Consider the following 25,415-nt stretch of genomic DNA (forward strand, 5'->3'; position numbering starts at 1 on the left):
AGATTTAAACATTAGCCTGTCTTGAAAAATACGCTGTGTGATGGAATGCGTATATTAGAATGTTCTATATCGAATTATGCCAAGTAATCAAGACCATTTTTATTCAAATCTTGCTGTAAATAAAATTCCTTTATCGCAGTTATTGCTAAAAAATAACTTGTTCAAGGAAATACCTGAAGATTGGCATGTAATTATTACCGATATAAAAAGTTCAACCGTGGCTGTTAATTCGGGGCTGCACGAAACCGTAAATTTAATTGCTACAGGAAGTATTGTTACAGTGCTCAACATTGCTTTTAAGGCCAATATTCTTGTTCCTTTTTTCTTCGGTGGGGATGGAGCCACATTTATTGTTCCGGCCAGTATGGTAGCTGAGGTAATGAAATCGTTGTTAAAATACCAGGAAAACACCCTGCAAAATTTTAATCTTGATTTAAGAGCCGGAATTGTTGCAGTAGAAAAAATATACCATAAAGGCCATCAACTTAAAATCAGCAGATACAGCAATTCAGGAACACTTTCCATTCCCATTGTTTTAGGCGATGGACTTGCCTATGCAGAGCAAATTATCAAGGGAGATGATTACCTGTTATCTGGCCATGATCCATCAAGCGATGAAATAGATTTAAGCGGTATGCAATGCCGCTGGGACAAAATTGAACCACCCGAAAATAGTGAAGAGGTGGTAACACTTATCGTAATTGCACAAAAATTTGCTGAACAAGCAGAAGTGTTTAGTAAAGTTATTCGTCATCTCGATCAGATTTATGGTACCGCAGAAAAACGTCAGCCAATTTCTGTATCGAAACTTATTTTTAGAACCAGCTTTAATAGTTTGGGTAAAGAGATGAAACACCGTTTAGGTAAGGTTAAAATTTTCGAATTGATTAAATCCTGGTTCATCAATGTTTATGGCTACATCTACTTTAGAACCGAAAGCGGTAAAAATTACCTGAAACAACTGGTAGAAATGTCGGATACATTGGTAATTGACGGAAGAATTAACACGGTGATTACCGGAACAGAAAAACAGCGTTTGGCTTTGCAGAAAGAATTGGATAAAATTGAAAAAGATGGCCGCATTTTATATGCCCTTTATGTAAGTGGCGAATCGATTATGTCGTGCTATGTTAGGGATTTAGATGATGATCACATTCATTTTGTTGATGGTGCTGAGGGAGGTTATACGCAGGCCGCCAGTGTGTTGAAACAAAAAATAAAGGATAAATTAGTCGTAAATGAGTAGATTTTTAAAAAACCCGCCTAAGATCAATCATTCCATATAGCGGGAATATTCAAATAAAAAACACAATCTCAAATGCTTATTTGTTGTTATCAAATGAGCATTTCATCGGTAAACCCTGTAAATGGGGCAATCATTAAAACCTATCAGGAAGATTCGGAAGAATCAATCAGTCAGAAAATAGAGCAGGTTCATCAATCCTGGCTAAAATATAAAGATACAGACTTTAAAAGTCGCGGCAATTCACTCTTGCAGGTATCTAAACTATTAATTGAGCGTAAAAACCACCTGGCCGAACTTATGGCCTTAGAAATGGGAAAACCATTAAAAGATGGTGTAGCTGAGGTACTTAAATGTGCATCGGTTTGTGAATATTATGCTAAAAATGGTGATGAATCCCTTTCCGATCAGGTAGTTAAAACAAGTGCAGCCAAAAGTTATGTCAGTTTTCAACCCATTGGGGTAGTGCTGGCCATTATGCCCTGGAATTTTCCTTTTTGGCAAGTGTTCCGTTTTTTAGCCCCTGCGTTAATGGCCGGCAATTGCGGCGTTTTAAAACATTCTTCGGGCGTTACCGGCTGCGCAATCGAGATTGAAAAAGTAATTGTAGATGCAGGTTTTCCAGCCAATGTATTTAAGACACTGGTTTGCAGCAGCAAAGCCATACCGAAAGTAATCGAAAATCCATACATCAAAGCAGTTACCCTAACGGGAAGTACCGAAGCTGGACAAAAAGTAGCCGAACAGGCCGGGCAATTAATTAAAAAAACTGTTTTAGAACTAGGTGGGAGCGACCCTTACCTCATTTTAGCAGATGCTGACCTAGAAAAAGCAGCCAAAATATGCGCTAATGCCAGGTTAATCAATAACGGCCAAAGTTGTATTGCGGCCAAAAGATTCATTGTGGTAAAATCTGTTGCCGAAAAATTCACACAACTGTTTAAAACAGAAATGGAAAGTAAAACAACTGGCGACCCTTTAAAGGAGGAAAATGATTTGGGACCAATGGCTCGAGCAGAGCTGCGGGATGAATTGCATCAACAAGTTTTGAAAAGCATTGAACAAGGCGCAAAATGCATTTTAGGTGGTGAAATTCCAAAAATGGATGGCAAACATGCTTATTACCAGCCAACAATAGTTAGTTGACGTTACAAAGGGCGTACTGGCTTATCATGAAGAGATATTCGGGCCTGTAGCTGCTGTTATCACTGCAAAAGATACTGAAGATGCCATCAATATTGCAAATGATACCAATTTCGGATTGGGTGCAGCTGTTTTTACAGAAAATTTGGAACTGGCAGAAGATATTGCCAGGAACAAACTGGCCGCTGGTTCTTGTTTCGTAAATGAGGGAGTGAAATCTGATCCGGCTTTGCCTTTTGGTGGCATTAACCAATCTGGTTATGGTCGCGAATTGGGAATGTTTGGCATCCATGAATTTGTAAATATTAAAACCGTTTATATTAAATAATTGAATACATATGAAAGCGATAAGAATCCATGAGCATGGCGGCCCCGAGGTTTTATCAATTGATGAAATACCGGTACCCCAACCTGCGGCAGATGAAGTATTGATTAAAGTACATGCTACAAGTGTAAATCCAGTAGATTGGAAAATAAGGGAAGGACTACGGAAAGAAAAATTTCCTTCAAAATTACCACTTACATTGGGCTGGGATGTTTCCGGAACGATAGAAGAAATCGGTAATAAAGTAAGCGGTTTTAGAAAAGGCGATGAGGTTTACGGCAGGCCCGACCCAACAAAAAATGGCGCTTATGCCGAATATATTGTGGTAAAATCGAATATTATTGGTTTTAAGCCTTCAAGCATTGGGCATACAGAAGCAGCAGCGGTACCCTTGGCTGGTTTAACGGCATGGCAAGGACTTTTTGATCATGGATTGTTAAAAGCGGGGCAAAAAGTGCTGATTCACGCAGCGGCTGGTGGAGTTGGCACATATGCCGTTCAATTTGCCAAATGGAAAGGTGCACATGTAATCGGCACCGCCTCAAGCGCAAACATAGATTTTTTAAAACGTTTGGGTGCCGATGAAGTGATTGATTATAAAATGGAAGATTTTGAATCTATTTTAAGCGATGTTGATCTTGTACTGGATACCATAGGTGGAGATACACAGTTAAAATCTTTGAATATCCTTAAAGAGGGCGGGCGGGTAATTACCACTTTAATGCCCGAATTTACTGCAGAGGCTAAAGCGAAAAAGCTACATTTAACGGGCTTTATGGCACAATCTATCCCAGCTCAATTGGCAGAAATTGCAGCATTGATCGATTCAGGGAAGGTTAAACCCATTATAGAGAAAGTTTTACCTTTTACCAGTGCAAGGCAGGCCCAAACCGAAAGTGAACAGGGCCATACCCGTGGAAAAATTGTTTTGCAGGTGATTTAACTCAAAATTTTGGGGTTTATTCAACACTACATCAAAATAAATTTAAATGGTTCAATTGGTGTGTTTATTGCATACCAATTGAGCTGTTTTACTCCAGGTAGATATCTTTGCTAACATCCCGCTCTACTACATTTGCAGATTGTGGCTGAATGATCACAAATTTGATAATAGTATACTCTGATTTAATTCTATCCCTCAACCGATCGATAGCATTGGTTAAATCTGTTGTATTTAAATCCGCTTTAAAGGTAAGAATGAGCACCAATAACACCTCTTTTGGTGATTGATATTGGGAAAGGATACTGGTAACAGTTATTACATCACCATCATTTTCTACCAACTCTTTAATCTTCTGTTGCGTTTCGGTTGTTAATCCTTCACCCATCAGCAAACTCCTGCTTTCTCTTGCCAGGATAAATGAAACAAAAATCAGTAGTGTGCCAACCAAAACAGAAGCTAATCCATCTAAAAATGGCATATTGAGGTTATGGCTAAGCACCATGAAAATAAATACAATTAATAAGCCCAATACGGCTGCACCATCTTCAAACAGTACCAAAAAACCCGATGGATCTTTACTTTTAATAATGGCTTTCCACCACGGTAAACCTTTCCGGGTTTTGTCAAATTCTTTCATGGCCACGATCAGTGAAGCACCTTCGAAAATAAACGACAAACCCAATACCACATAATTCCACGTAGGGTTGCCCAATGTTTCGGGATGGCGTATATGTGAAATGCCCTGAGAAATAGATACTACGCCACCAAGTCCAAAAATCATGATGGAAACAATGAACGACCAGAAATACAATTCTTTCCCGTAACCAAATGGGCGGGATTTATCTGGTGGTTTAACGCTTCTTTTTAAACCATAAAGCAATAATAATTGGTTGCTCGTATCAACAGTAGAGTGGATGCCTTCGGCAATCATTGATGAGCTATTGGTAAAAGCGCCTGCAATAAATTTGGTAACTGCAATTAATAAATTGGCCGCTAAGGCACTATAAATAGAATTGTTGGCTCTTGCCATAAATTTAAGAAATGTAAAGGATTTATTTCTTAAACGATTTTTATGAGATTTGGTTTTAAATCGAAACGTTTAGCAAAATCGTTATCTCGTAAAGGCTTTTTTGGCAAAAAAGCAATCTTAAAATCACAACCCGTGTGCGCTTTAAGATTGCTCCATGCTTGTAAATAAAAACGCTCTACCGAATCATCCATTGCCAATTGCCTGTCAATGGGTTTAATTTAGGGTGCTTCTAACTTAATATTTCATTAATCAGCTGTATTTCAGCAGCACTAAATACTATGTTATCTAAAGCTTTAATTGAATCTGTAATTTGTTCTGGCTTGCTGGCACCTATCAACACAGTCGTAATGCGATTGTCTTTCAATATCCAAGATAAAGCCATATGTGCTAATTTTTGTCCTCTCGACTTTGCTACCTCATTCAACTTGCCAATTACTTCCAGTTTTTCGGGTGTTAGGTTACTTTCTTTCAAAAACACACCACTGGTTGCTACTCTCGAATCAGCAGGGATACCATGCATATACTTATCGGTAAGCAGCCCTTGCGCCAAAGGAGAAAATGGGATACAACCTACACCATTATCTGCCAAAACAGCTAATAAACCATCCTCTACCCAGCGTTCAAACATCGAATATTTTGGCTGGTGGATTAAACAGGGTGTGCCATTATCTTTTAAAATTTTAATTGCTTTTGCAGCTTCATCGGCTCTGTAATTTGAAATACCCACATAAAGCGCTTTTCCTTGCTGAACCATTAAACTTAATGCGCCCATGGTTTCTTCAAGTGGTGTTTCTGGATCGGGGCGATGGTGATAAAAAATATCAACATAATCCAATTTCATGCGTTTTAAGCTTTGATCCAGGCTCGAAACCAGATATTTTTTTGATCCCCAGTCTCCATAAGGGCCATCCCACATGGTATAACCAGCTTTACTTGAGATAATCATTTCATCACGATACCCTTTAAAATCTTCGTGTAAAATTTTTCCGAAAACTTCTTCAGCAGAACCTGGAGGCGGACCATAATTATTGGCTAAATCGAAATGGGTAATTCCATTGTTAAAAGCAGTATAGATTAAATTCTTGCTATTTTCAAAAACGTTTACATATCCGAAATTATGCCATAAGCCCAAAGATATAGCTGGCAATTTGATGCCACTGTTTCCGCAACGGCGATAAAGCATTTTATCGTAACGGTCTGTTGAAATTTTTTGATTCATATTTGGGATTTGATTGCCACAATAATAATCAGTTTAAGCGAATTTTAATTAAAAATGCCATAAAATTTATGTCTTAAACAGTGGTGATTTGCGAAATTCTTAATCGGGAGGGGTTTTCGACTTAATGTGCGCCTGTTTCTTGCCGAACCAATAACCGGCTTTATAACTACGAAAAGATGTTAAAATTTAATGAAGGGATAAAGAATGATAGTGAAACTTATAAGTAAATTTATTGTTTCTACGTTTTGTGATCACTAATTCTACAAATCGTCTCATTGAAGTGGTTAAAGTAAATTATTCTTTACTATGTGCATTTTGAATCTTCTAAATCGTTTTATTTGTAAAGTTAAGTGATATACTTATATTTAAAAACTTAAATAATTCTAAACCAAGTATTCCATTTTATGAAATTAAAATCATTAGCGGGCTTCGGCGTTCTGGCTGCAATTGGATTTGCATCTTGCCAATCTGAAACAAAAAAATCTTCATCAACTGATAGTTTAAAAAGCGACTCTGCCGCAGTTGTAAAACTTGTTGCAGATTCCTTTAAAAAAGAAATTGATGGTAAGCAAACTGCCCTTTATACCTTAAAAAATAAAAATAATGCTGAAGCTGTTTTTACCAATTATGGTGGGCGCATAGTTAGTTTACTGGTGCCAAATAAAGATGGAAAGCTGGTAGATGTAGTGGTGGGTTTTAAAAGTGTAAACGATTACGAAAAATCAACAGAACCCTATTTTGGAGCAACAATTGGAAGGTATGGCAACCGAATAGCTAAAGGTAAATTTACGCTTGAAGGGAAAACATATTTATTGTTTACCAATAATGGACAAAATACGCTCCATGGCGGCAAAAAAGGCTTTCAATACGTGGTTTGGGATGCTACACAACCCAATGCAAATACTTTGGTGCTTCACTATTTATCAAAAGATGGCGACGAAAATTTTCCTGGTAATTTAGATGTTAAGGTTACTTATACACTTACTGATGACAATGAATTGAAAATGGATTATGAAGCTAAAACAGATAAAACCACGGTTGTAAATTTAACAAACCATGCCTTTTTTAATTTAAATGGCGATGGAAGCGGTGAAATTTTAAATCACGAGGTACAAATCTATGCGGATGAATATACTCCTGTTGATTCGACCTTGATTCCTACCGGCAAAATTGAAAAAGTTGCAGGAACGCCCTTCGATTTTACTAAAGCAACTGCTATTGGCGCACGCATAAACGATAAAAATGAGCAATTAACTTTCGGAAAAGGTTACGATCATAATTATGTACTGAATAAAACAAAGGCAATGGGCATGTTTCATGCAGCTACGGTTAAAGGAGATAAATCGGGAATTGTAATGGATATTTATACACAAGAACCTGGTTTACAGTTTTATAGCGGAAACTTTATGCAAAGCAAAAACACTTTTAAAACAGGTGCTAAAGATGATTTCAGAACAGCTATTGCGATGGAAACCCAACATTTTCCAGATTCTCCAAATCAACCAGCATTCCCGTCTACCGTTTTAAAACCCGGGCAGGTATATAAAACAAGCTCGATTTACAAATTTACCAAATAATCGTTTTGGCGATCCCTACATCTCAATGATGATAACATGAGTATGCGGCCTGTAGCAATACGGGCCGTATTTTTTAAAAAAGATCCTGCAATATAGGATCAGTATAATCTTCTATAAAAGCGATAATATTATTATAAGCACCAAATTCTTCTTTGGTATGCATGGTAGTTAATGCTACACATCTCATCCCTGCATTTTGTGCCGCTTCTACACCTTTTGGTGCATCTTCAAATACAATACATTCATCAGCACTTATACCTAAAATTTCTGCTCCTTTAGTAAAAGTTTCAGGGTCGGGTTTACTGATTACTACATCTTCAGCACTTACAATCGTTTTAAAATACGAACGGATATTTAAGTTATCCAACACAAAATCAATGTTGAAAGGTATAGCCGCTGAACCAATTGCCATTTGGATACCTGATTGTTTTGCCTTTTCCAAAAAATCGCCCAAACCTGCAATTAAGGTTAAGTGCTTTTTGTAAGCTGCCTGGTACCTGTGCTCTTTTTCGATAGAAATCTGATCAATTTGTTCCTGTGAGAAATGACCAACCCCAAAAACGCGTTCCAAAAGATCCTGATTTTTTCCATACATCTGCTTTTTAACAGCATCAAAGCTGATACTTGCACCTAAATCCTGGGTAAGAATGTTATGCCATGCATGATTGTGAAAAGCCATGTCGTTAATCATGGTGCCATTAAGATCGAAAAGAAAAGCTTTCGGTTTATTATTAGTCATGACAACAAAACTATCAGATTTTTTTTATGATTTTGTCAAAACATGGTTATCATGTTAAAATTTAACAAATAATCTGTTTTTCTAATTGAAATTAGGTCTGAAGTACAAAATTAATTCTCCACAACAGTAATTTTTAGGCGGTTGCATTCGTTTTGATATTTGGAAATCCCGTATACAAGTAATAGCTTGCATCTTATTACCAATTGGGACATAATGTTATGACTGCTGCCAATCATGAAAGTGATCTTTTAATTAGTTATCTAAATGGATTGCAGCCGCTTAGCAAAGAAATTGTCGACCGTGCAAAAGCTGAAACATTTAAAATCTCTGTCCGTAAAAATGAAATCCTCCCTTGTGTAAATGATATTGAGGGAGATTGTCTTTTTTTTATTTTAAAGGGCTTGGTAAGAGGCTTTATTGTTGATGAAGGCAAAGATATTACTGCATGGTTAACGGCCGAAAATCATTTAATCGGAAGTATCCGAAATCCGGGTACAGTCGTTGCAACTTACAAAGAACAATATCAGGCATTGGAAGATTCAGAGTTGCTGATACTTCCTTATCGTTTTATCGACGAGATTTATGTTGAATTCCCTGAAACCAATATTTTAGCCCGTAAATTGTTGGCGATACATTTTCACCAGTCTCAGGAACGTTCCATCCTGTCGCGTATTCCTTCTGCCGAAGCCCGTTATAAGCAATTTAATGTTGGGCATCCCACAATAAAATCGAGGGTTCCACTCAAGTTTTTGGCCAGTTATCTTGGCATGCGGATCGAAACCCTGAGTAGAATCAGGAAGAAAAACAAACCCGAAAAAGAAAAGTAATGTTATGCTTTTTTCTTGTTGAAATAAAAATAACATAGCGGAAAAAGACAGATTAATCCCAATAAAAAGCCTCCTACAGTATCTGTAAACCAATGTGCACCAAGGTAAATCCGTGATGGAGCAATGGCAAAAACCAGAAACGCTGATAGGTAGGTAACCACATTTTTAGTCACTTTAGGAATGTTTTTAGCTGTGTTCATGATGATTATCAAAAATCCGAAAAAGAGTGTGTACGAAAGCACGTGTCCGCTTGGATAACTTTGAAAACGGTTTACTTCCACTAACCGAACATAAAATGCAGTAGGGCGGGGGCGGTTAATTATATTTTTAATGCCCAGGATAATTAGTCCTGAAAGTAAAACAGTAGATATAAACATGCCTTCACGTTTGTATTTTTTCCAGTAGAATATACCAGCTACAATTAAAACTGAAAGCAAAGAATAGGGAAGTTCGCCAAAAAAACTAATGGCCAGCATTACCTTATCCAGCCAATCTGCATGAAATTGCTGAATAAATAAGGAAATTTTAATGTCGAAAGCTAAAATAGGATGGTTTGCGATAAAAATACTTAAAAAAGTGAATGCAGCTATTAGAATAATCAAGGCTACAATAAGTGTATTGCGTTTTAAAAAAGTGGGCATAGGCAGATCGAAAACCAAAACTATGAATTTTAAACTAAATGATACATAATATAGATTTTTTAAAGATGAAAATCCCTCATCATCCAGCATAATCTATATAATTTATCGAGTACAGCATACGGAATGTTCATCTTTTTTGATTTATTTATTGGTTATCAAGTAGAATAAAAAATACAGTCTGCAAAAATATTCATCAAGGAAATAAAACTATTCATCAAGGAAATACACCTGTCTGTATAACCTGTTATGAAATATGGAAAGGAATTCTAATCTTCACAGTAGATAATAAGGATATCTATGCTTACGAGGTCGGCAGGATTAATTTCCTGCCGACTGAAGAGGCACCAAAATCGACATTTTTCCTAAAATAATAGCTTTGTATTAACGCTCCAGCCAAGCCTACCTCCTAAAAACTAGGAGGGGCCTAGGTTGATTAGATTTCTCTTTTTTTTAGCCAAATATTTTTGTTAAACAATTTGCTTTTTTGAGGGGTTTCTTAAATATGGAATCAAAACCATATCCTGAGGAATCGATTAAAATACCACGCTTTGAAGAGCGCGCTGGTTTTTATACTACATCCAAAAGGAGTAGTAATATGGCCAAGATTAAGGCGAAAAATAGTTTGCCCGAGTTAAAACTGAGAAAAGCACTTTGGGCAAAGTGAATCCGTTTCAGAATTCATCCGAAAAATATTCCTGGCAAGCCTGATCTCATCATCAATAAATACCGGTTGGCCATATTTGTAGATGGAGATTTTTGGCACGGATACAATTGGGAAGAAAAGAAAACTGCTTTAAAAACAAATTCAAAATTTTGGATTCCAAAAATTGAGCGGAATATGCAAAGAGATCAACAAATTAACCATCAGCTAAATGCGAAAGGTTATACTGTAATGCGGTTTTGGGAGCACGATATAGAAAAGAAACTGGCCAGTTGCGTTAATCAGGTTTTACTTTATGTTGAGGCTGCCAAAACAGCCATCATACCTCGTTTTGATGGTTAATAAAGCTATTTCACTATAATCTGTTTCGGATCAGTTACCACAATCTGTTTTTTTCCTTTAAACTCGCTTACAATTCCGGTTACACAAATTTTATTTCCCATAAACATTGTTGAAGGCTCAGAAGGGAATTTGCCGATATCTTCTTTATTTACCACAACAGTAATCAGTTCTTTTGGAAAGGCACCACCCAAATTAATCAGGGTTAGTTTATCCAGGGCTTTTGTGCTGTACACAGAATCGCAAATGGTTACATTTTTACCTAAATAATCAGCAGCATCTTTAGCCAACACTAAGGTTTGGCTTTTTGCGTAAAATGCTACGCCACAAAGCAAAAAAAGGAGAGATAATTTTTTCATAAATGGGATAATTTTAATGAAAATGGTTTAACAAAGGTAAGGTGAATTTAATATAAATCAAGTGTTATAAAAAAACGGGTAGAAATACCATGTGTGAAGGATTATGTCAACCTTTAATTTAGTGAATTCTATTATTTTCGATTTAATGCGTTTTAGGTAGATTTTGGTTTTAGTAAATTTGTAAATGATACGAAGTAATTTTTGTCGCTATTCAGTTAATATCCGTAATTTGCTTCTTTAATTTGCAAAAGGCAAACCCTAATTCTGATGAAAACCAAGCTATTTTCTTTTATATTTTTCTTAGTGTTTGTAATTCAGTTATATGCAGAATATGCCAATAATATTGATCTGCGTAATTTTTCAAAACCGCTCATTGCAATAGTGCTTTTGGTTTGGCTTTTCTTGAGTACAAATCTTAAAGGCCGTTTTCATAAAAGAATTTTTACGGGATTAATCTTTGCATTGGTGGGAGATATTTTGCTCATGCTGCAAAATGGTAAACCGAGTTTTTTCGTTTACGGACTTATTGCTTTTCTAGTTTGCCATATCTTTTACATCAGGGCTTTTACGCTTGATCATAAATCCAATCCAAGTCATAAAACACCATATTTTTTATGGGCTGTTGGGGCATTTGCAATATTTTGCTCAGGTTTGTTTTTCTATTTGCAGCCAAAGCTTGGGGCAATGCAATTTCCGGTATTAATGTATGCAATTATCATCTGCATCATGGTGCTTATGGCTGTTAACCGTTACGGAAAAGTGAATATTTTTAGCTTTAAACTGATTTTATACGGGGCACTGTTTTTCCTGTTATCAGATAGTGCATTAGCGGTAAATAAATTTGCGCAACCCATTCCACAAAGCGGGGCTTTAATTATGGCCAGTTATATGATTGCGCAGTATTTAATTGTTTATGGAACAATATCCCGGCAACTTGTGGTTACCAGAACCGAAATTTAATTTATCGTGTAGGTGATATAAAGTCATGATATTAATTATTTCTTCTCCTTATCTAAAACTGTAAAAACCTGTACCAACCTTTCCCCATTTTCATCCACTAAAGTTAAAGTATGTTTACCTGGTGCCGGACTAATGGCCAATTGATGAAAATTTGTTGTTGTAGCTACATATTCATTATCAATATGCCAGTAAATTTTCGAACTCGAATTCCGATGTGCTGCGTTTAATACAATTTTTCCTCTGGTGCCATCCAGTTCAATAGGAATATATACAATAGCGTTATTTTTAGGGTATATTACTTCCATTACACTGTTTCCTCCCACGGTATTGCACCCTTCTTTAAAAGGCGGAAGGTTTTTGTAATCGCTATTTTTTATTTTATAATAATATTCCATCGCGGGCGGTAAAATAAACCAGCTTTTGTGTTGCATATTGGTAACACTTTCACATTGATCGGTAACCCTGTAACTTCCTGATTGATCCAGATGAACTAACTTATGATAAGGACAAACCGTCGTTTTTTCTCCCGCAGATGGAACCATTTCTTCATTAACGTTTGTGCAATATTCGCCAGCTTTATAACCACTTTGTTTGCAAATTTTAGTTTTTTTGAGTTTGGTTACTGGTGTTTCAAACCATTTTCCGTTCGGTAACAATCTAAAAATATCGAATAAAACGGGTGCAGCAGCTTCAATGCCTACCAAGCCTGGCCTGCCTTCGCCATCGGCATTTCCTACCCATACGCACACTACATAATTGGGTGTCAACCCTACCGCCCAGGCATCACGAAAGCCGAAACTGGTTCCTGTTTTCCAGGCTACTCTTTGCGAGGAAGAAAATTGTTCCCATAAGCCTTCATCTCCAGGACGCATAACCTCCTCCATCGCATTAAAGGTTGCCCATATCGAACCATGATCTAAAAAGGAATTGCGTTGATAATCTTTTTCTGCTTTTTCATTCCTTTTAAAATAGGTGGCTGGTTTGTAATCTTCGGTATTGTAAAGTCCTTTATAAGTGTTAAAATGATTTAGCGTGCGCACCATACCCATATAGGTATTGGCAAGATCCCACATTGTAACTTCACTGCCGCCTAATATTAATGATAAGCCGTAATGATCTGCAGGTTGATTTAAAGTGCTTATTCCAAGTTTTTTTAACTTATCGTAAAAACGTTCATATTTGTATTGTTGCAACATTTTTACTGCAGGGATATTTAATGAGCGGCTTAATGCTTTGTCTGCAGCAATAGCTCCATCATATCCCAGATCATAGTTTTGAGGTGAATAACCTGCAATTTGAGTCGGGATATCTGGAATTAAAGTGTGTGGTAAAATAAAGCCGTCATTCATCATACTTGCATATAATAACGGCTTTAAGGTACTCCCAGGACTACGTGGCGCTTTAATCATATCAACATGGCTTTGCAAGTCGGCATTTTCCGGTTGATAAATATTTCCTACGTAACTTACTACCTCTCCCGTTTTTGCATCAAGTACCAAGGCGGATATATTGTTGATATCGTTTGCGCGATAGCGGTTATTGTACCTTTTTAAAATGGCATTAACCTTAAGTTGGATATTTTCATCCAAAGTGGAGGTGATTTTAGTTGAAAAGTGCGCTAAACTTGCTTTTTCGGCCTTGAATCGATTTAATAAGTGCGGTGCATTTTGGGGTAAGGGCATAGGTTTGCCTGGAACAGGTTCTAATTTAGATAAATTGGCGGTTGCCTGATCAATATATTTTAATTGAGCGAGTTTATCCAATAGATCGTTCCTTTTTTTTATCAATCGTGTGGCGTTTTTACCTGGATGCACCAACGACGGACTGTTTGGGAGAACGGCCAACGTTGCCATTTCCCCCCATGAAAGCGTTTTTGCATTGCGGCCGTAATATCGCCAGCTTGCTGCTTCTAATCCAACCACATTGCTTCCAAATGGTGCATTTGCAGCATATAAACCAATTATTTCTTCTTTAGAATAAGTTGTTTCCAATCGAATGGCTAAAATTACCTCTACTAATTTTTGCCAAACTGTTCGGTTTTTTTTCCGCGACAAGCGGATTACCTGCATGGTTAATGTACTTCCTCCACTTACCACACTCTTCGCATTCCAGTTTTGCCGCATTGCCCTGCTCATGGCCAAAAAATCAATGCCGAAGTGGTTGTAGAACCGCTTATCTTCGAAAGCGATAATACAATCCTTAAATTTTATGGGTACGCTATCTGCAACCGGAAATCGCCACTGCCCATCGCTTGCAATTGCAGCACTAAGTAAATTACCATTGCTGGCTTCAATTACGTAGGAAGTTGGAGTTTTGAATAGTTTAGAAGGCAGTGAAAACAGAAATGCCAAAAGCAAAGCAAAACAAATGAGATCGGAAATGAGGAATGCTTTTGGAGTTTTGATCATTTTTGATTTTTTCTGTTGCAAGCTAGAAGGTTCCTAAAACCTACGAGGTTTAAACTAGTTAGATTTCGGTCAGTGGAGACATGGACCAAGGCTTCTGTTTTTATTTTATGCCGCGGTTATTATTCTTTTAAGTCATGGTCAGCCAATTTAACCTATTGATTTTAATTATAAACACTCATCTAACTTCTCGATAAGCCATTTATTTATTTTTATAAAATAGCGCAATGTGGAATAGATAAGTATTTGTTCGCTTGGGTTTTATGGATATGATCAATGCGGGCCTTAAATAATATTCAATCAAATTATTTATCAAGTGCTTTATTTAACAATGCTTCAAAAACTGGCTGAAAATATGTTAAAACTTTATCATTTATTAGTTTATAATTTTCTTTATCAAAAACCACATCATCAAATTTTTGATTTTTGTAACTATTTGTTAGAACTACTTTAAAATCACTGCTTCCTTTCAAATACCTAATTATTGAAAAGTTATAGAACAATATCGGTCGCTTATCATACATACTCAATGTTGCAATACCAAAATCATGATGAAAGCCATAAAACATTTGCCTTGGGTCTGCCATTTTATAAGAATTTTTTTTTCTAATTATTATAATTTGATCCAGGTTATTTTTAATGCAGAACTCTTCTGCATAAGCAACCATTTTTTTGTATTTATATCGCCTATCAAAATATTCAAGTTCTTTAAAATCGAAATTTTCAAATTGTTCATTTTGAACGTTTTGCTTATTTAAATAAGCAGTTAAATACGTCAATACATTAAAATCCAGATCATTTTCTGCAAGTACCTTTGGATTTAAAGCCCCTTTTAGGTAAACATAACCCATTTGGTAATTAATGTCTGATACGATTCCGGTTTTTTGTGCAATGGAACACAACGGAATAAGAAAAATTAAAATTGTAAATATAGTTTTCATTTTACTTAGTTCTATTTATTTCGCCAAAACCGATTTTATCTTATTAAGCTGTGGTTTGTATGTTGACGAACCATCAAATAGGTTTAAACTTGTTAAATTTCGGTCCGTGGATACACGGACCGAGGTTTATGTTTTTTTACCCAATTTATCTTACTTCACCACCTGTACCCATTTTCCTACTTCCGTGGCTGAAATGTCATTGTTGTACATGGCTTCACATTGTACTGCCGATAAATAGTACTTACCAAGATAAGAGGCATTAAGCAATACTTTATAAACCAGACTTTCGCCTTCTCTTACATTGAAATAAGTGAATACGCGATCATCCCTGATATCCTGATAAGTAAATGGCGATGAAGCCAATATACTTTGGTTATCATTAACACGGGTATTGATGATTTCCCATCCCGAAGGGAAAATCTGTGTCAATGCCATTTGTTCATAATAGCCCATTCTGCCTGGATTTTTTACCGTCACTTCTGCATAAAAATCGGTGCCTTGCTTTAAAGTTGTCGGATCTAATACTTTACCATTTAAACGTTTGTAAGTTACGTTCATGTCTAAAACCTCAGGTCGGTTAGGCAAAAAGTTATTCTGGCCAGCCACTGGTTGTCCTTCCAAAACCAAACGAACAAACAATACATTATTTCCGTTATTGGTTATAGAAGCTGTGTTTCCTTTAAAAGTTACTGGTGTACTGTTTAGGTATTGATTGGAATTTACAGGCGCAGATTTACCATCCAACACATATTGATACTGCAGTTTATTTGCGGATTGGTTTGATCCACAAAATTTAGCAATAGCCAGTAAGCTATACGCAGTTGTTTGCGTACTGTACCACGTATTTTCGCCCAGTTTGGCGGCTAAAGGTTGTAATAAACTTGCTGTCTTGGCTTTTTGACCTAGCAAAGTTAGGGTTTCTAAAATCATAGCTTCATCACGAACGTCTGAACCATAAGTTCCGCCAAGTTGTTTATAAGCCTGGATTGAAGTATCTAAACCTCTGACCATATTTTGAGCAACATCATTTTGTCCAGCAAGTTTATATGCAGCAGCCAATCGCCATTTCGCGGCAACAGATAAGTACTCAAAAGATTTTAATCGGTTCATTGCTGCCATTTCTGGTTTTTTAGCCAATGCCAGCATGTATAAACGATATGCTTGTGATAAATCACTGCCATAAAAATTATTACTATTAGGTGCCCAGTTTGCTGCTTTTGATTTTTGAAAGCGCAAAAGTTCATCTAAAAGGCCAACAGGCAAGGTATATCCGGCATTTTGTGCTTCAACTAAGAAATGGCCAGCGTAATTGGTTCCCCACTCGTCAGAAGTACCTTCTCCTGGCCAGTACGATAAGCCACCGTCAGTAGTTTGAAATCCCTTAATTCTATTGATCCCGGCTTTGATATTTTTCTCAGTTGTGGCTTTTTGTTGTCCATTTAAGGGACTTAATCTATCTAGAAAGAGTTGAGGGAAAACGCCGGAAGTTGTTTGCTCAATGCAACCGTGTGGATATTGAATTAAATAACTCAATCTTTTGCCAAGGTTGATTGCCGGGATTGAAGAAACCTCAAGTGAGCCAGAGTTTGTTCCGGCCATGCCGATAGGTAAATAGTGAACCGCCCATTTGGTATGAGGTTGTACGGTTGCCGAAACCACATTGGTTATGTAAGGATTAGGATTTCGGATGTCCATTTCCACATCATAATCTGTTCTTTCACCACCACTTTGTGCAATCACTTTTACTTTGGCAATACCAACTATATTTGGTGCTTTAACTTCAAAATAGGCCATTTGTTCACCTGTTTGTTTATAGTAAAGCTGCTGTTTATTGTTGCCTTGTACAATTAAATTGTTTGCCTGGAGTTGAACAGAAACGTTTTTAAGGTTTTTCTCTGTAGCAAAAATTGTTACAGGAAGTGTGAAACTTTCTCCAGGGCCGATTACCCTTGGCAAAGTAGCCAAAACCATAAGGGGCTTTTTAACCTGAACAGATTTTTCTGCAAAACCATAAGCAGCATCTTGCCCGGCAACAACCATTGCCCTCACGGCACCAATATATTGAGGTAATTTAAATTTGTGTGTTTTACTTTCGCCTTTTCTAAGAGTGAATGGTCCCATAAATTTAATTACAGCTTTAAAACGGTTGGCTTTGGCTGGATTGAGGTTTTTGTTAATGCTACCATCACCACCTATGCTTAAAATACGTTCTAAATTTCCGCCCCATGCACCTAAAACATAATCAAATAAATCCCATGTTTTTACACCTAAGCCTTCGCGTGCGTAAAATGCGCCATGTGGATCTGGTGTTTTAAAACGGGTTAGATCCAACAAACCTTCATCTACTAATGCGATGGTATAAGTCATTGCTTTACCGTTTTGCTCGCCCACGGTAATTGTATTTTCGGTTTCCGGTTTTATTTTATCAGCCATTTTAATGGTTGGCTTTAAAATCGTTTGCGGATCTTCCACCGAAAGTGGGATAGCCCCATACATCCTGATTGGTAAATCATTAACCGTTTGTGCATGCGGTTGTAATAAGGTAATGTTGGCAAAAACATTGGGTGCCATTTCTTTTTCAGCCTTAAACTTAAATTGCGTTTGACCGGCTTTGGTATCAACCCAAAAGGTTTTTAATACTCTACTTCCATTTTCAATTGAAATTAATGCCCTTCCATTTTTTCCTGTTGGGATGGTTAGGGTGATGTCTTCGCCAACAGTAAATTTTTCTTTATTGGCAGTAAACGAAAGCATGGATGCTTCAGTGGGATTGCTGCCTTGTTCGCGCTGTGCCCATCCCGGCCAATCCACATATACAGATTTTCCGGTAACATGCCCGCCATTTACATCACGTACTAAAATCAAATACCGGCCCCATTCTGGTTCATCTACACGTAAATTCCAGCTTCCTTTTCCATTAAATAAGTTTACCTGATGGGTTTCTACCAGTTTATTGTACTGATTTTGTGTAAAGTTGGCATAAGTATTTTGATCATCCTGTTCCCACCACCAGCGCCATTGCGTTTTGTAAAGCTCTACCTGAACGGTTTTTGTGCCACTCAACAGCTTTCCATCGGTATTAACATTTACTATTTCAATTTTATGATCTTTTCCTGTAACCAGCATACCGCTTAAACGATCGCCTTTTTCAGGTTTAATACCCAAATAACTATTGTATACGTGATATGGAATGCTAAAATTATCGATGCTGAAATTGCCTCCCGGTTCAAAAACTTTAGTGGTGAAATTTGCTCTTAATACACCCGGAGCAGTATTATTTTCGTTTAAATTGGTGTTAATCTGGGCAGTACCATTTTGGTTTAGTGTGCCTTCGAAAATGGTTTTAACCTGCGATTCGAAGTTAACAGTTGGGTTATCGAAACTGAAACCTTCAAAACCTTTAAACTTCGTTTCTGTGGTATTTAAATTTACGTCAACTTTTGCTTTTAAATTTTGCGCAACCGCACCAAACAGCCATTTGGCCGAGAGGGTAGCGGCTGATGTGCCTGCACTCAGATAAGGTTTGTTGCCAACATTGAAATCAATTTTCAAACGGTTTGGCATTACCGTTTCAATTTTTAAAGTTTTGGTAAATGTGGCTCCGCCAGCTTTAACTTTCGCCATCCAGTTTCCGGTAGGCGCGGTAGATTCGGTAGCTGTTTTGAAGGTGTAAAATCCATTTAATGGTTTTCCGTTGATCAATCTTTTATACAATTGACCTTTTGGATTATAAAATTCCATTGTTACCGGATAGTTGGCAGGAAGTTTTTTCAGTTTATCTTCCAAAACGAAAGAAACAAATAAACTATCGCCTGGTCGCCAAACACCACGTTCGCCATAAATAAAACCTTTTAAACCGCTTTGAACAATATCTCCGCCTACATCAAATCTGCTCAATGGAAGTGAACTTCCATCATCCAGTTTTAGGTAACCACGTTCTGAACCATTTTTGGCAATTAATAAAAAGGGTTGACGCTTGAGATCGAAACTTGCAAAGCCATCTCCATCTGTTTTGGTAGTGAAAATAATTTGTTTCTGGTAGTCCATCAACTCCAGGTTAACCCCGCTTAATGGTTTGGCTGTAAGTAAATCTGTAGCAATTATAAGCATGCTGTTATCATTGCCACGTTTGGCCACCAAACCAATGTTCGAAGCAATTAAGTTTCTACTCGCCCAACGCTGGTTGGTATAAAATGATGGTGTACATGGATTGTCTTTATCATTCCACCTGTAATTTTCAGGGTAATAATTGTTGTAGCGTTGCCAAAAATCATCGTCCTCATCAATTTTTTCACCGTAGCCATCATATTCACCATACTCATCACTACTTTCATCAGTTTTTTCTTCTGCTGATCCAGCTTTACAATTGTAAGCATTATACTCCTGCCTGAAAGCGATGGTAACACGGTACATTGCGCCTGGCTCAGTTCGGATCATTTTATCCAAATCAAGCGTAAAACGGTTCTTTTTATGGAGATTAAGTGCTTTATCCTCGTCTAAACGTATTGTTTTTTGTAAAATCGGCTTTGCCACCCTACGCAATTCATTTGCATCTTTATAGCTATTCGTTTGAAAAAACTGAGGGATGTTGTTTTCATATATCTTAATTACCGTTACATCAACGGCTTTTAAGTTAATGGCCTCAAAAGGTAAAACAAGTTTGCCCGAATTGGGTAAAATGGTTCCTGCTCCTGCAATGGTTACAGCCGGTAATTTATCTTCGAAAACAAGATTGATGACCTTGCCGTTTGGAAGTGTTTTTGCATTAATATTTTCTACACCTGCATTTACACTTAAATTATAATTGCCTTTTAATTCTTCATTTGCATAAACCTTTACCTGACTGGCATCAATCGTATACCTTAAATCGCTCAGGTTACCAAGGGTAATCATCCCCGTTAAATCCTGGCCTACACCAATTGGCTCAGAGAATTGCACCAATGCATAATCTTCTTCACCCTGTATGGCTTTTATGTCCAGTATTTCGAATTTATTGATGGCCGGAACGCGGATCTCTATCTCACCTTTTTGATCAGCATCAATGGCATCACCATCCCAATCAATTTTTAAGTTCTGATCATTACTTGTTTTTTTAATGCTATCAATGGTGAATTTTGAAGAGTTTTTTGCAGGATCATGCTGCCATTTAATTTTTAACTTCTGGTCGAAATCCAAGGAGATAGTTTTTTCAATTTTTGCAGTTTCTTCAGCATCAGCGGTAGCCACTTCGCCGGTTAATTTCATGTAATCTAAAGCAGTATTATTTTGCGAAACCAGTCCGTTTTGAGAAAGCATGATCCCGGGCGTAATTACCTTAAATTCAAAGTCGAAATCTTCAAGGCCCTTTTCGGTATCAGAAACTTCTGATAATTTAAATGTAGCCTCGTAATTTTTACCAGGTTTGAGGTTTTCGTCGGGTCTGAACTCAACAGTTTGCGGATCTATCCAATAGGTTTTACCGGAGATAGAAGGGGAGAAGTCGAAAAGTTCGCGCGTGTCTGCCTTGCCTAAATCCTGCATACCTGTAGCTGCATTGGCCAGGTGAACCCTGATAAAGCTCTTTTTTGAAATCGTTCCGGAGGTGTAAGCTTCAATATATTTTGCATAAGCCTGATTTTCTTCATGACTTTTTTTCTTTCTATTGAAATAGATAAATACAATTGCCGCTATAGAAACAGCAAGTAATCCGATGAAAATAAATTTCTTTTTAGAGGAAGATTGGTAGGTAGATGGTTGTTCCATGGATGAAATTCGTTAAGATAAATGGTAATATAGTGGTGAAGTGAAAGCAATAAATGTGTCGCAATTATCTTTTGTAGTCAAAACCCTATATTCCCTCCGAAAATAAACTAAAATTAACGTTAAAATAAATTATGTTGAAAATTAACGCTTATGGTTTGTTCCTTTGCATGGATTTGGATAAGTTTACAACATTAACCCCTATACAACCAGATATGATAAAGAAACTCTTGATTTTTTCGAGCCTGTTAATTTCGACCAGTTTTTGTTTTGCGCAAAAAACTGATGTTGAGGATGCCGTAAGCAAATTAACCAAACTGATGGTTACACCGGATAGTTTGGCACTTGATAAAATGATCTTGAATAACCTAAGCTATGGTCATTCCAGTGGAAAGATTCAAACCAAGCAGGAATTTATGCATTCGTTACTTTCTGGAGAATCAGACTTTGTGGATATTAATTTAACTGATCAGACCGTTGTTGTTCAAAATAAAACAGCGCTGGTTCGTCATACATTAAACGCCAAAACAAATGATAAAAATGTTCCTGGAAATGTGAAATTATATATTCTTTTGATCTGGAGTAAAGAAAAATCTGGTTGGAAACTAATTGGCAGACAAGCGGTTAAGGTGCCTTAGGCTGGTTGGAGTTTACAGTTTGGAGTTCTCAGTTTTGGATGCAGAACTGGCGATAGTACTAAAGTTATAGGCTTTAAATCTGTGAGGAGGTGACTCCAAACTCACCACTCAAAACTCCCAACTTACTTAATCATCACTCCTGGTCGGTTCACCAACGGAATTTTAATTAGATTAGAATCGATGATGCTTTCAGGAAGGAAAATAAATTTTTTGTCGTAAATGGTACTGCCCAGGTAATAACTCAGCCAGTATTCGTTAGTTAAACCAAATACTTCCGGATCTATAGCTTCAACTCCTGCAAACGAATTTGCCTTCATATCGCCAACGAAATGCCTTAAAACAGAAGTTTTTACCTGCTTTCCATCTTTTTCTCCGTAACCTTTAGAGCTGATTAAAACATTGGTTATCGGTTCGCTTTTTAAGTTGATGAGGTAAACCGTCCAGCTTGTTACTTCAGGTGTTTCACCCATCAATACCACAGCCATTGCAATATCTTCAACTATATTTTCTGGTAAATCTGATTTCATAACCATTATTCAACGTCATGCTCAACTCGTTTCAGCCTCTTTAGTTAATCAGCTTTAATAAATTCAGAGTGACGATACTCAGTTTATTTCTTCTTCGCTACGGCTTTTTTTGCTGGCGCAGCTTTTTTCTTTGCAGGTGCTTTTTTCTTTGTTTCGAAAGCGTTAGGTACCTGCTCAACAATCATTTTCTTAACTACTTCCAAGTCAATATCTGCCAATTCTTCTGGCGTATATTTTTGTTTAGTGGCTTCATTGTACCTCAATTTTAGCATCAATTTGCCAAAACGGATAAATGCTCCCCAACGTCCGTTTTCGATAGAAATTTTTTCAGCATCCCATGTTTTAATAAAACGGTTGGCCTCTTTTTCTACTTTTTTTCCAATTAAAGTATTGATATCTTCCTGTGATAGGTTATCAAAATCGTATCCTTTAGCAGGAATATTAATAAACAGGTCATTCCATTTAATAAACGGACCAAAGCGCCCTTTACCTTTTGTTACACCTAAACCTTCATAGTAAGCAATAGGCGCATCATCATCCATTTTCTGTTTGATAATTTCAACAGCCCTGTCATAGGTTACCGATAAAGGCTCCTCATTTTTTGGAAGCGAAATAAAACTTTCTCCCCATTTTACGTAAGGGCCAAAACGACCAACGCCGATTATCACCTCTTTGCCTTCATAATCAGGTAGTTGGAAAGGAAGTTTGAAAAGTTCCAAAGCATCATCAAGCGTAATTGTGGCTACAGATTGGCTGCGCATTAAACTGGCGTAACGCGGTTTTTCTTCCTCATCAAGCTCACCAATCTGCACCAGCGGGCCGAATTTACCAACCTTTGTGTATACATTTTTACCCGTTGCAGGGTCTAAACCCAATAAACGTTCGCCTGTAGCACGTTCGGCAGTTTCTAAAGTGGTTTCTACTTCGGTATGAAAAGGGCTGTAGAAAGAATGAAGCATTTTGGTCCATTCCTGTAAACCTTGTGCAATTTCATCAAATTCCTTTTCCACTTTTGCAGTGAAGTTAAAATCTACAATCCCTTTAAAATGCTCTACTAAGAAATCGTTCACCACCTCACCAATATCCGTAGGGAAAAGTTTCGATTTTTCCGCTCCGGTAATTTCAGATTTGATCTCTTTACTAACCTTACCGTCGGCTAAAACAATCGCCGTAAATTTTCTTTGTTTACCATCTCTATCTTCTTTAACTACATAACCACGGTTTTGAACCGTAGAAATGGTTGGCGCATAAGTAGATGGACGGCCAATGCCCAGTTCTTCTAATTTCTTAACCAAACTGGCTTCTGTATATCTTGCCGGCGGACGTGAATAACGTTCCGTTGCCTGCATTTCTTTTAAAAATAATTCTTGTCCTTTTGCTAAAGGAGGTAAAATTGCACCGCCTTCTTTTTCTTCGTTTTCTTCTTCATCTGTCGATTCTAAATAAACTTTTAAAAAGCCATCGAACTTTAATACTTCACCCTCGGCAACTAAATGTTCTTTACGGGTGGAAGCAGTAATTTGAGCAGTTGTTTTTTCAAATAAAGCCTCGCTCATCTGCGATGCGATTGATCGTTTCCAGATCAGGTCATATAACCTTTTTTCTGAAATATCGCCATCTACGCTATGTCTGTCAAAATAAGTTGGGCGAATGGCTTCGTGGGCTTCTTGCGCACCAGCAGATTTTGTTTTATAAACGCGGTGCTGGTGGTATTTATCACCATAAGCTGATTTTATCTCCGCTGCAGCAGCATTTAATGCCGTTTCTGATAAGTTAACAGAATCGGTTCTCATATAAGTAATCTTACCCGCCTCATACAACCGTTGCGCAACCTGCATGGTTCTGGCCACAGAAAAACCTAATTTTCTTGAAGCTTCCTGTTGCAGGGTAGAAGTGGTAAATGGTGCAGCAGGATTACGCTTTGCCGGGCGGGTTTCTAAACTGGTAATATCAAATTTCGCATTTGCACAATCTTGAAGGTATTTTTCAGCATCAGCCTCACTTTCAAAACGCTGCGGCAACTCTGCCTTAACCGTTTCTTTCCCTTTTCCGGTAGAAAACTGTGCAGTTATTTTATAGGCAGCGGCTGCGTTAAAGTTTAAAACCTCTCTTTCTCTGTCTACTATTAAACGTACGGCTACCGATTGTACACGGCCGGCAGATAATGATGGCTTTACTTTTTTCCATAAAACTGGAGAAAGTTCGAAACCCACCAAACGATCCAGTACACGGCGTGCCTGTTGTGCATTTACGAGGTTATAATCGATACCGCGTGGACTATCAATTGCTTTTAATATTGCAGGTTTAGTAATTTCATGAAAAACGATGCGTTTAGTTTTCTCCACTTTTAGGCCTAAAGTTTCGAATAAATGCCATGAAATTGCTTCCCCCTCGCGGTCTTCATCGGATGCTAGCCATACCATTTCGGCTTCCTTCGCTAGTTTTTTCAATTCTGCAACAACATTTTTTTTGTCGGCCGGTACTTCGTAGGTCTGGGCAAAATCATTCTTAATATCAATAGCCATATCACCTTTAACTAAATCCCGAATGTGGCCATAGCTAGATTTCACAAGGAAATCTTTACCTAGGTAGCCTTCTATAGTTTTAGCTTTTGCGGGTGACTCGACGATTAATAAATTTTTGGCCATGAAATACGTTTTTGTGCAAATAAAGCTATAATTAAAGCATAAATCCAAACCTAGGGAAAATTTAATACATTTTTTTTTCTGAAAGGTTGCCGATATATGGCGATTTCCTGTTGATTTTAATGTGATTTTAATCTTTTTTGTTTTTTGGAAAGCAAAAGCAGTAATAAATATGGAAGCTTCATCCCGGGCTTTGCTACAAATCCTCAACCTCGTTCCTCCGTCTGCGGGTTTTCCGCTTCGGTCGGGTTTAGGTGGCGTATGAAATGCTGCTATGAACGTTTTAATAGCGTGGTGTTTAGCAGAAGAGGTTAACGGGCAGATGGCTTAGTTAATTAAACCCGATTGCAGCGAACATACCGATTCTTTATCGGTATAAAGTGTAAAGCGGGATTGCACGCCGCCAAGATTCACAATGCTTTCGTTTCCTAATCAAAATATACTGCTCATTTGATGTAGGCTAATCACTTTTCTTCCGATTCTCAAAACGCTGAGCTCTTTAATTACCTATATG

Annotated in this window: 20 protein-coding genes; 10 read left to right on the forward strand and 10 right to left on the reverse strand. The window is 37.4% G+C overall.

Annotated features, from left to right (window positions below; all coding sequences use genetic code 11):
• Positions 1-76: 76 nt before the first annotated feature.
• From ACZZZW_RS12920 to ACZZZW_RS12935, 4 genes are all read left to right on the forward strand, one after another.
• Positions 77-1,246, forward strand: coding sequence for a DUF3095 domain-containing protein (locus tag ACZZZW_RS12920; protein WP_463493866.1), 1,170 nt, complete (start codon positions 77-79; stop codon positions 1,244-1,246).
• 93 nt (positions 1,247-1,339) lie between these two features.
• Positions 1,340-2,389: an aldehyde dehydrogenase family protein gene (locus ACZZZW_RS12925; protein WP_463493868.1), complete on the forward strand. Its 1,050-nt coding sequence runs from the start codon at positions 1,340-1,342 to the stop codon at positions 2,387-2,389.
• 34 nt (positions 2,390-2,423) lie between these two features.
• Positions 2,424-2,714 carry an aldehyde dehydrogenase family protein gene (locus ACZZZW_RS12930; RefSeq protein ID WP_463497746.1) on the forward strand — a complete coding sequence of 97 codons (291 nt, stop codon included), beginning with the start codon at positions 2,424-2,426 and terminating at the stop codon, positions 2,712-2,714.
• A gap of 10 nt (positions 2,715-2,724) precedes the next feature.
• Entirely contained in the window at positions 2,725-3,654 is a 930-nt protein-coding gene (locus ACZZZW_RS12935) for an NADP-dependent oxidoreductase (protein WP_463493870.1), read from the forward strand.
• Between the two features lie 88 nt (positions 3,655-3,742).
• Here ACZZZW_RS12935 and ACZZZW_RS12940 read toward each other — a convergent pair whose 3' ends face one another.
• Together ACZZZW_RS12940 and mgrA are read right to left on the reverse strand one after the other, a co-directional pair.
• Positions 3,743-4,684 carry a cation diffusion facilitator family transporter gene (locus ACZZZW_RS12940; RefSeq protein WP_463493872.1) on the reverse strand — a complete coding sequence of 314 codons (942 nt, stop codon included), beginning with the start codon at positions 4,682-4,684 and terminating at the stop codon, positions 3,743-3,745.
• A 229-nt stretch (positions 4,685-4,913) separates the two neighbouring features.
• Positions 4,914-5,903, reverse strand: coding sequence for an L-glyceraldehyde 3-phosphate reductase (gene mgrA, locus ACZZZW_RS12945; RefSeq protein WP_463493873.1), 990 nt, complete (start codon positions 5,901-5,903; stop codon positions 4,914-4,916).
• Between the two features lie 404 nt (positions 5,904-6,307).
• Here mgrA and ACZZZW_RS12950 point away from each other — a divergent pair, with 404 nt between their 5' ends.
• A complete protein-coding gene (locus tag ACZZZW_RS12950) occupies positions 6,308-7,480 on the forward strand; it encodes an aldose epimerase family protein (RefSeq protein ID WP_463493875.1) in 1,173 nt (390 codons plus the stop codon).
• A gap of 73 nt (positions 7,481-7,553) precedes the next feature.
• Here ACZZZW_RS12950 and ACZZZW_RS12955 read toward each other — a convergent pair whose 3' ends face one another.
• A complete protein-coding gene (locus tag ACZZZW_RS12955; protein ID WP_463493876.1) occupies positions 7,554-8,219 on the reverse strand; it encodes an HAD family hydrolase in 666 nt (221 codons plus the stop codon).
• Between the two features lie 218 nt (positions 8,220-8,437).
• On the opposite strand from ACZZZW_RS12955, the gene ACZZZW_RS12960 reads away from it, so the two are divergent.
• Entirely contained in the window at positions 8,438-9,046 is a 609-nt protein-coding gene (locus tag ACZZZW_RS12960) for a Crp/Fnr family transcriptional regulator (RefSeq protein ID WP_463493878.1), read from the forward strand.
• A gap of 2 nt (positions 9,047-9,048) precedes the next feature.
• Here ACZZZW_RS12960 and ACZZZW_RS12965 read toward each other — a convergent pair whose 3' ends face one another.
• Positions 9,049-9,777 (reverse strand): phosphatase PAP2 family protein, encoded by a 729-nt coding sequence (locus ACZZZW_RS12965; protein ID WP_463493879.1) that lies wholly within the window; start codon positions 9,775-9,777, stop codon positions 9,049-9,051.
• Between the two features lie 412 nt (positions 9,778-10,189).
• Here ACZZZW_RS12965 and ACZZZW_RS12970 point away from each other — a divergent pair, with 412 nt between their 5' ends.
• Together ACZZZW_RS12970 and ACZZZW_RS12975 are read left to right on the forward strand one after the other, a co-directional pair.
• Positions 10,190-10,351 (forward strand): hypothetical protein, encoded by a 162-nt coding sequence (locus ACZZZW_RS12970; RefSeq protein WP_463493882.1) that lies wholly within the window; start codon positions 10,190-10,192, stop codon positions 10,349-10,351.
• 12 nt (positions 10,352-10,363) lie between these two features.
• On the forward strand, positions 10,364-10,690 hold the full coding sequence (locus ACZZZW_RS12975) for a very short patch repair endonuclease (RefSeq protein ID WP_463497749.1): 327 nt from the start codon (positions 10,364-10,366) through the stop codon (positions 10,688-10,690).
• 5 nt (positions 10,691-10,695) lie between these two features.
• Here the strand turns inward: ACZZZW_RS12975 and ACZZZW_RS12980 are convergent, their stop codons facing one another.
• On the reverse strand, positions 10,696-11,046 hold the full coding sequence (locus ACZZZW_RS12980; RefSeq protein WP_463493884.1) for a hypothetical protein: 351 nt from the start codon (positions 11,044-11,046) through the stop codon (positions 10,696-10,698).
• 267 nt (positions 11,047-11,313) lie between these two features.
• Here ACZZZW_RS12980 and ACZZZW_RS12985 point away from each other — a divergent pair, with 267 nt between their 5' ends.
• Positions 11,314-12,006 (forward strand): lysoplasmalogenase, encoded by a 693-nt coding sequence (locus ACZZZW_RS12985; protein WP_463493886.1) that lies wholly within the window; start codon positions 11,314-11,316, stop codon positions 12,004-12,006.
• 35 nt (positions 12,007-12,041) lie between these two features.
• Here ACZZZW_RS12985 and pbpC read toward each other — a convergent pair whose 3' ends face one another.
• The 3 genes from pbpC to ACZZZW_RS13000 form a co-directional block, all read right to left on the reverse strand.
• A complete protein-coding gene (pbpC, locus tag ACZZZW_RS12990) occupies positions 12,042-14,414 on the reverse strand; it encodes a penicillin-binding protein 1C (RefSeq protein WP_463493888.1) in 2,373 nt (790 codons plus the stop codon).
• 302 nt (positions 14,415-14,716) lie between these two features.
• Complete coding sequence (locus ACZZZW_RS12995) at positions 14,717-15,352, reverse strand: hypothetical protein (RefSeq protein WP_463493890.1); 636 nt, start codon at positions 15,350-15,352, stop codon at positions 14,717-14,719.
• Positions 15,353-15,502: 150 nt separating this feature from the next.
• Positions 15,503-21,094 carry an alpha-2-macroglobulin family protein gene (locus tag ACZZZW_RS13000; RefSeq protein ID WP_463493892.1) on the reverse strand — a complete coding sequence of 1,864 codons (5,592 nt, stop codon included), beginning with the start codon at positions 21,092-21,094 and terminating at the stop codon, positions 15,503-15,505.
• A gap of 131 nt (positions 21,095-21,225) precedes the next feature.
• Here ACZZZW_RS13000 and ACZZZW_RS13005 point away from each other — a divergent pair, with 131 nt between their 5' ends.
• The gene (locus tag ACZZZW_RS13005) at positions 21,226-21,729 is read left to right on the forward strand and encodes a nuclear transport factor 2 family protein (RefSeq protein WP_463493894.1); all 504 of its coding nucleotides are present in this window, start codon (positions 21,226-21,228) and stop codon (positions 21,727-21,729) included.
• 122 nt (positions 21,730-21,851) lie between these two features.
• Here the strand turns inward: ACZZZW_RS13005 and ACZZZW_RS13010 are convergent, their stop codons facing one another.
• Positions 21,852-22,256: a hypothetical protein gene (locus ACZZZW_RS13010; protein WP_463493896.1), complete on the reverse strand. Its 405-nt coding sequence runs from the start codon at positions 22,254-22,256 to the stop codon at positions 21,852-21,854.
• A gap of 83 nt (positions 22,257-22,339) precedes the next feature.
• Complete coding sequence (topA, locus tag ACZZZW_RS13015; protein WP_463493898.1) at positions 22,340-24,904, reverse strand: type I DNA topoisomerase; 2,565 nt, start codon at positions 24,902-24,904, stop codon at positions 22,340-22,342.
• Between the last annotated feature and the right edge of the window lie 511 nt (positions 24,905-25,415).

Source organism: Pedobacter sp. AC379, from assembly GCF_979258145.1.

Bases quoted from the DNA above. Each gene is read 5' to 3' on its own strand.
- ACZZZW_RS12920 (WP_463493866.1), top strand. From the start codon at position 77: ATGCCAAGTAATCAAGACCATTTTTATTCAAATCTTGCTGTAAATAAA.
- ACZZZW_RS12925 (WP_463493868.1), top strand. From the start codon at position 1,340: ATGAGCATTTCATCGGTAAACCCTGTAAATGGGGCAATCATTAAAACC.
- ACZZZW_RS12935 (WP_463493870.1), top strand. From the start codon at position 2,725: ATGAAAGCGATAAGAATCCATGAGCATGGCGGCCCCGAGGTTTTATCA.
- ACZZZW_RS12940 (WP_463493872.1), bottom strand. From the start codon at position 4,684: ATGGCAAGAGCCAACAATTCTATTTATAGTGCCTTAGCGGCCAATTTA.
- mgrA (WP_463493873.1), bottom strand. From the start codon at position 5,903: ATGAATCAAAAAATTTCAACAGACCGTTACGATAAAATGCTTTATCGC.
- ACZZZW_RS12950 (WP_463493875.1), top strand. From the start codon at position 6,308: ATGAAATTAAAATCATTAGCGGGCTTCGGCGTTCTGGCTGCAATTGGA.
- ACZZZW_RS12955 (WP_463493876.1), bottom strand. From the start codon at position 8,219: ATGACTAATAATAAACCGAAAGCTTTTCTTTTCGATCTTAATGGCACC.
- ACZZZW_RS12960 (WP_463493878.1), top strand. From the start codon at position 8,438: ATGACTGCTGCCAATCATGAAAGTGATCTTTTAATTAGTTATCTAAAT.
- ACZZZW_RS12965 (WP_463493879.1), bottom strand. From the start codon at position 9,777: ATGCTGGATGATGAGGGATTTTCATCTTTAAAAAATCTATATTATGTA.
- ACZZZW_RS12970 (WP_463493882.1), top strand. From the start codon at position 10,190: ATGGAATCAAAACCATATCCTGAGGAATCGATTAAAATACCACGCTTT.
- ACZZZW_RS12980 (WP_463493884.1), bottom strand. From the start codon at position 11,046: ATGAAAAAATTATCTCTCCTTTTTTTGCTTTGTGGCGTAGCATTTTAC.
- ACZZZW_RS12985 (WP_463493886.1), top strand. From the start codon at position 11,314: ATGAAAACCAAGCTATTTTCTTTTATATTTTTCTTAGTGTTTGTAATT.
- pbpC (WP_463493888.1), bottom strand. From the start codon at position 14,414: ATGATCAAAACTCCAAAAGCATTCCTCATTTCCGATCTCATTTGTTTT.
- ACZZZW_RS12995 (WP_463493890.1), bottom strand. From the start codon at position 15,352: ATGAAAACTATATTTACAATTTTAATTTTTCTTATTCCGTTGTGTTCC.
- ACZZZW_RS13000 (WP_463493892.1), bottom strand. From the start codon at position 21,094: ATGGAACAACCATCTACCTACCAATCTTCCTCTAAAAAGAAATTTATT.
- ACZZZW_RS13005 (WP_463493894.1), top strand. From the start codon at position 21,226: ATGTTGAAAATTAACGCTTATGGTTTGTTCCTTTGCATGGATTTGGAT.
- ACZZZW_RS13010 (WP_463493896.1), bottom strand. From the start codon at position 22,256: ATGAAATCAGATTTACCAGAAAATATAGTTGAAGATATTGCAATGGCT.
- topA (WP_463493898.1), bottom strand. From the start codon at position 24,904: ATGGCCAAAAATTTATTAATCGTCGAGTCACCCGCAAAAGCTAAAACT.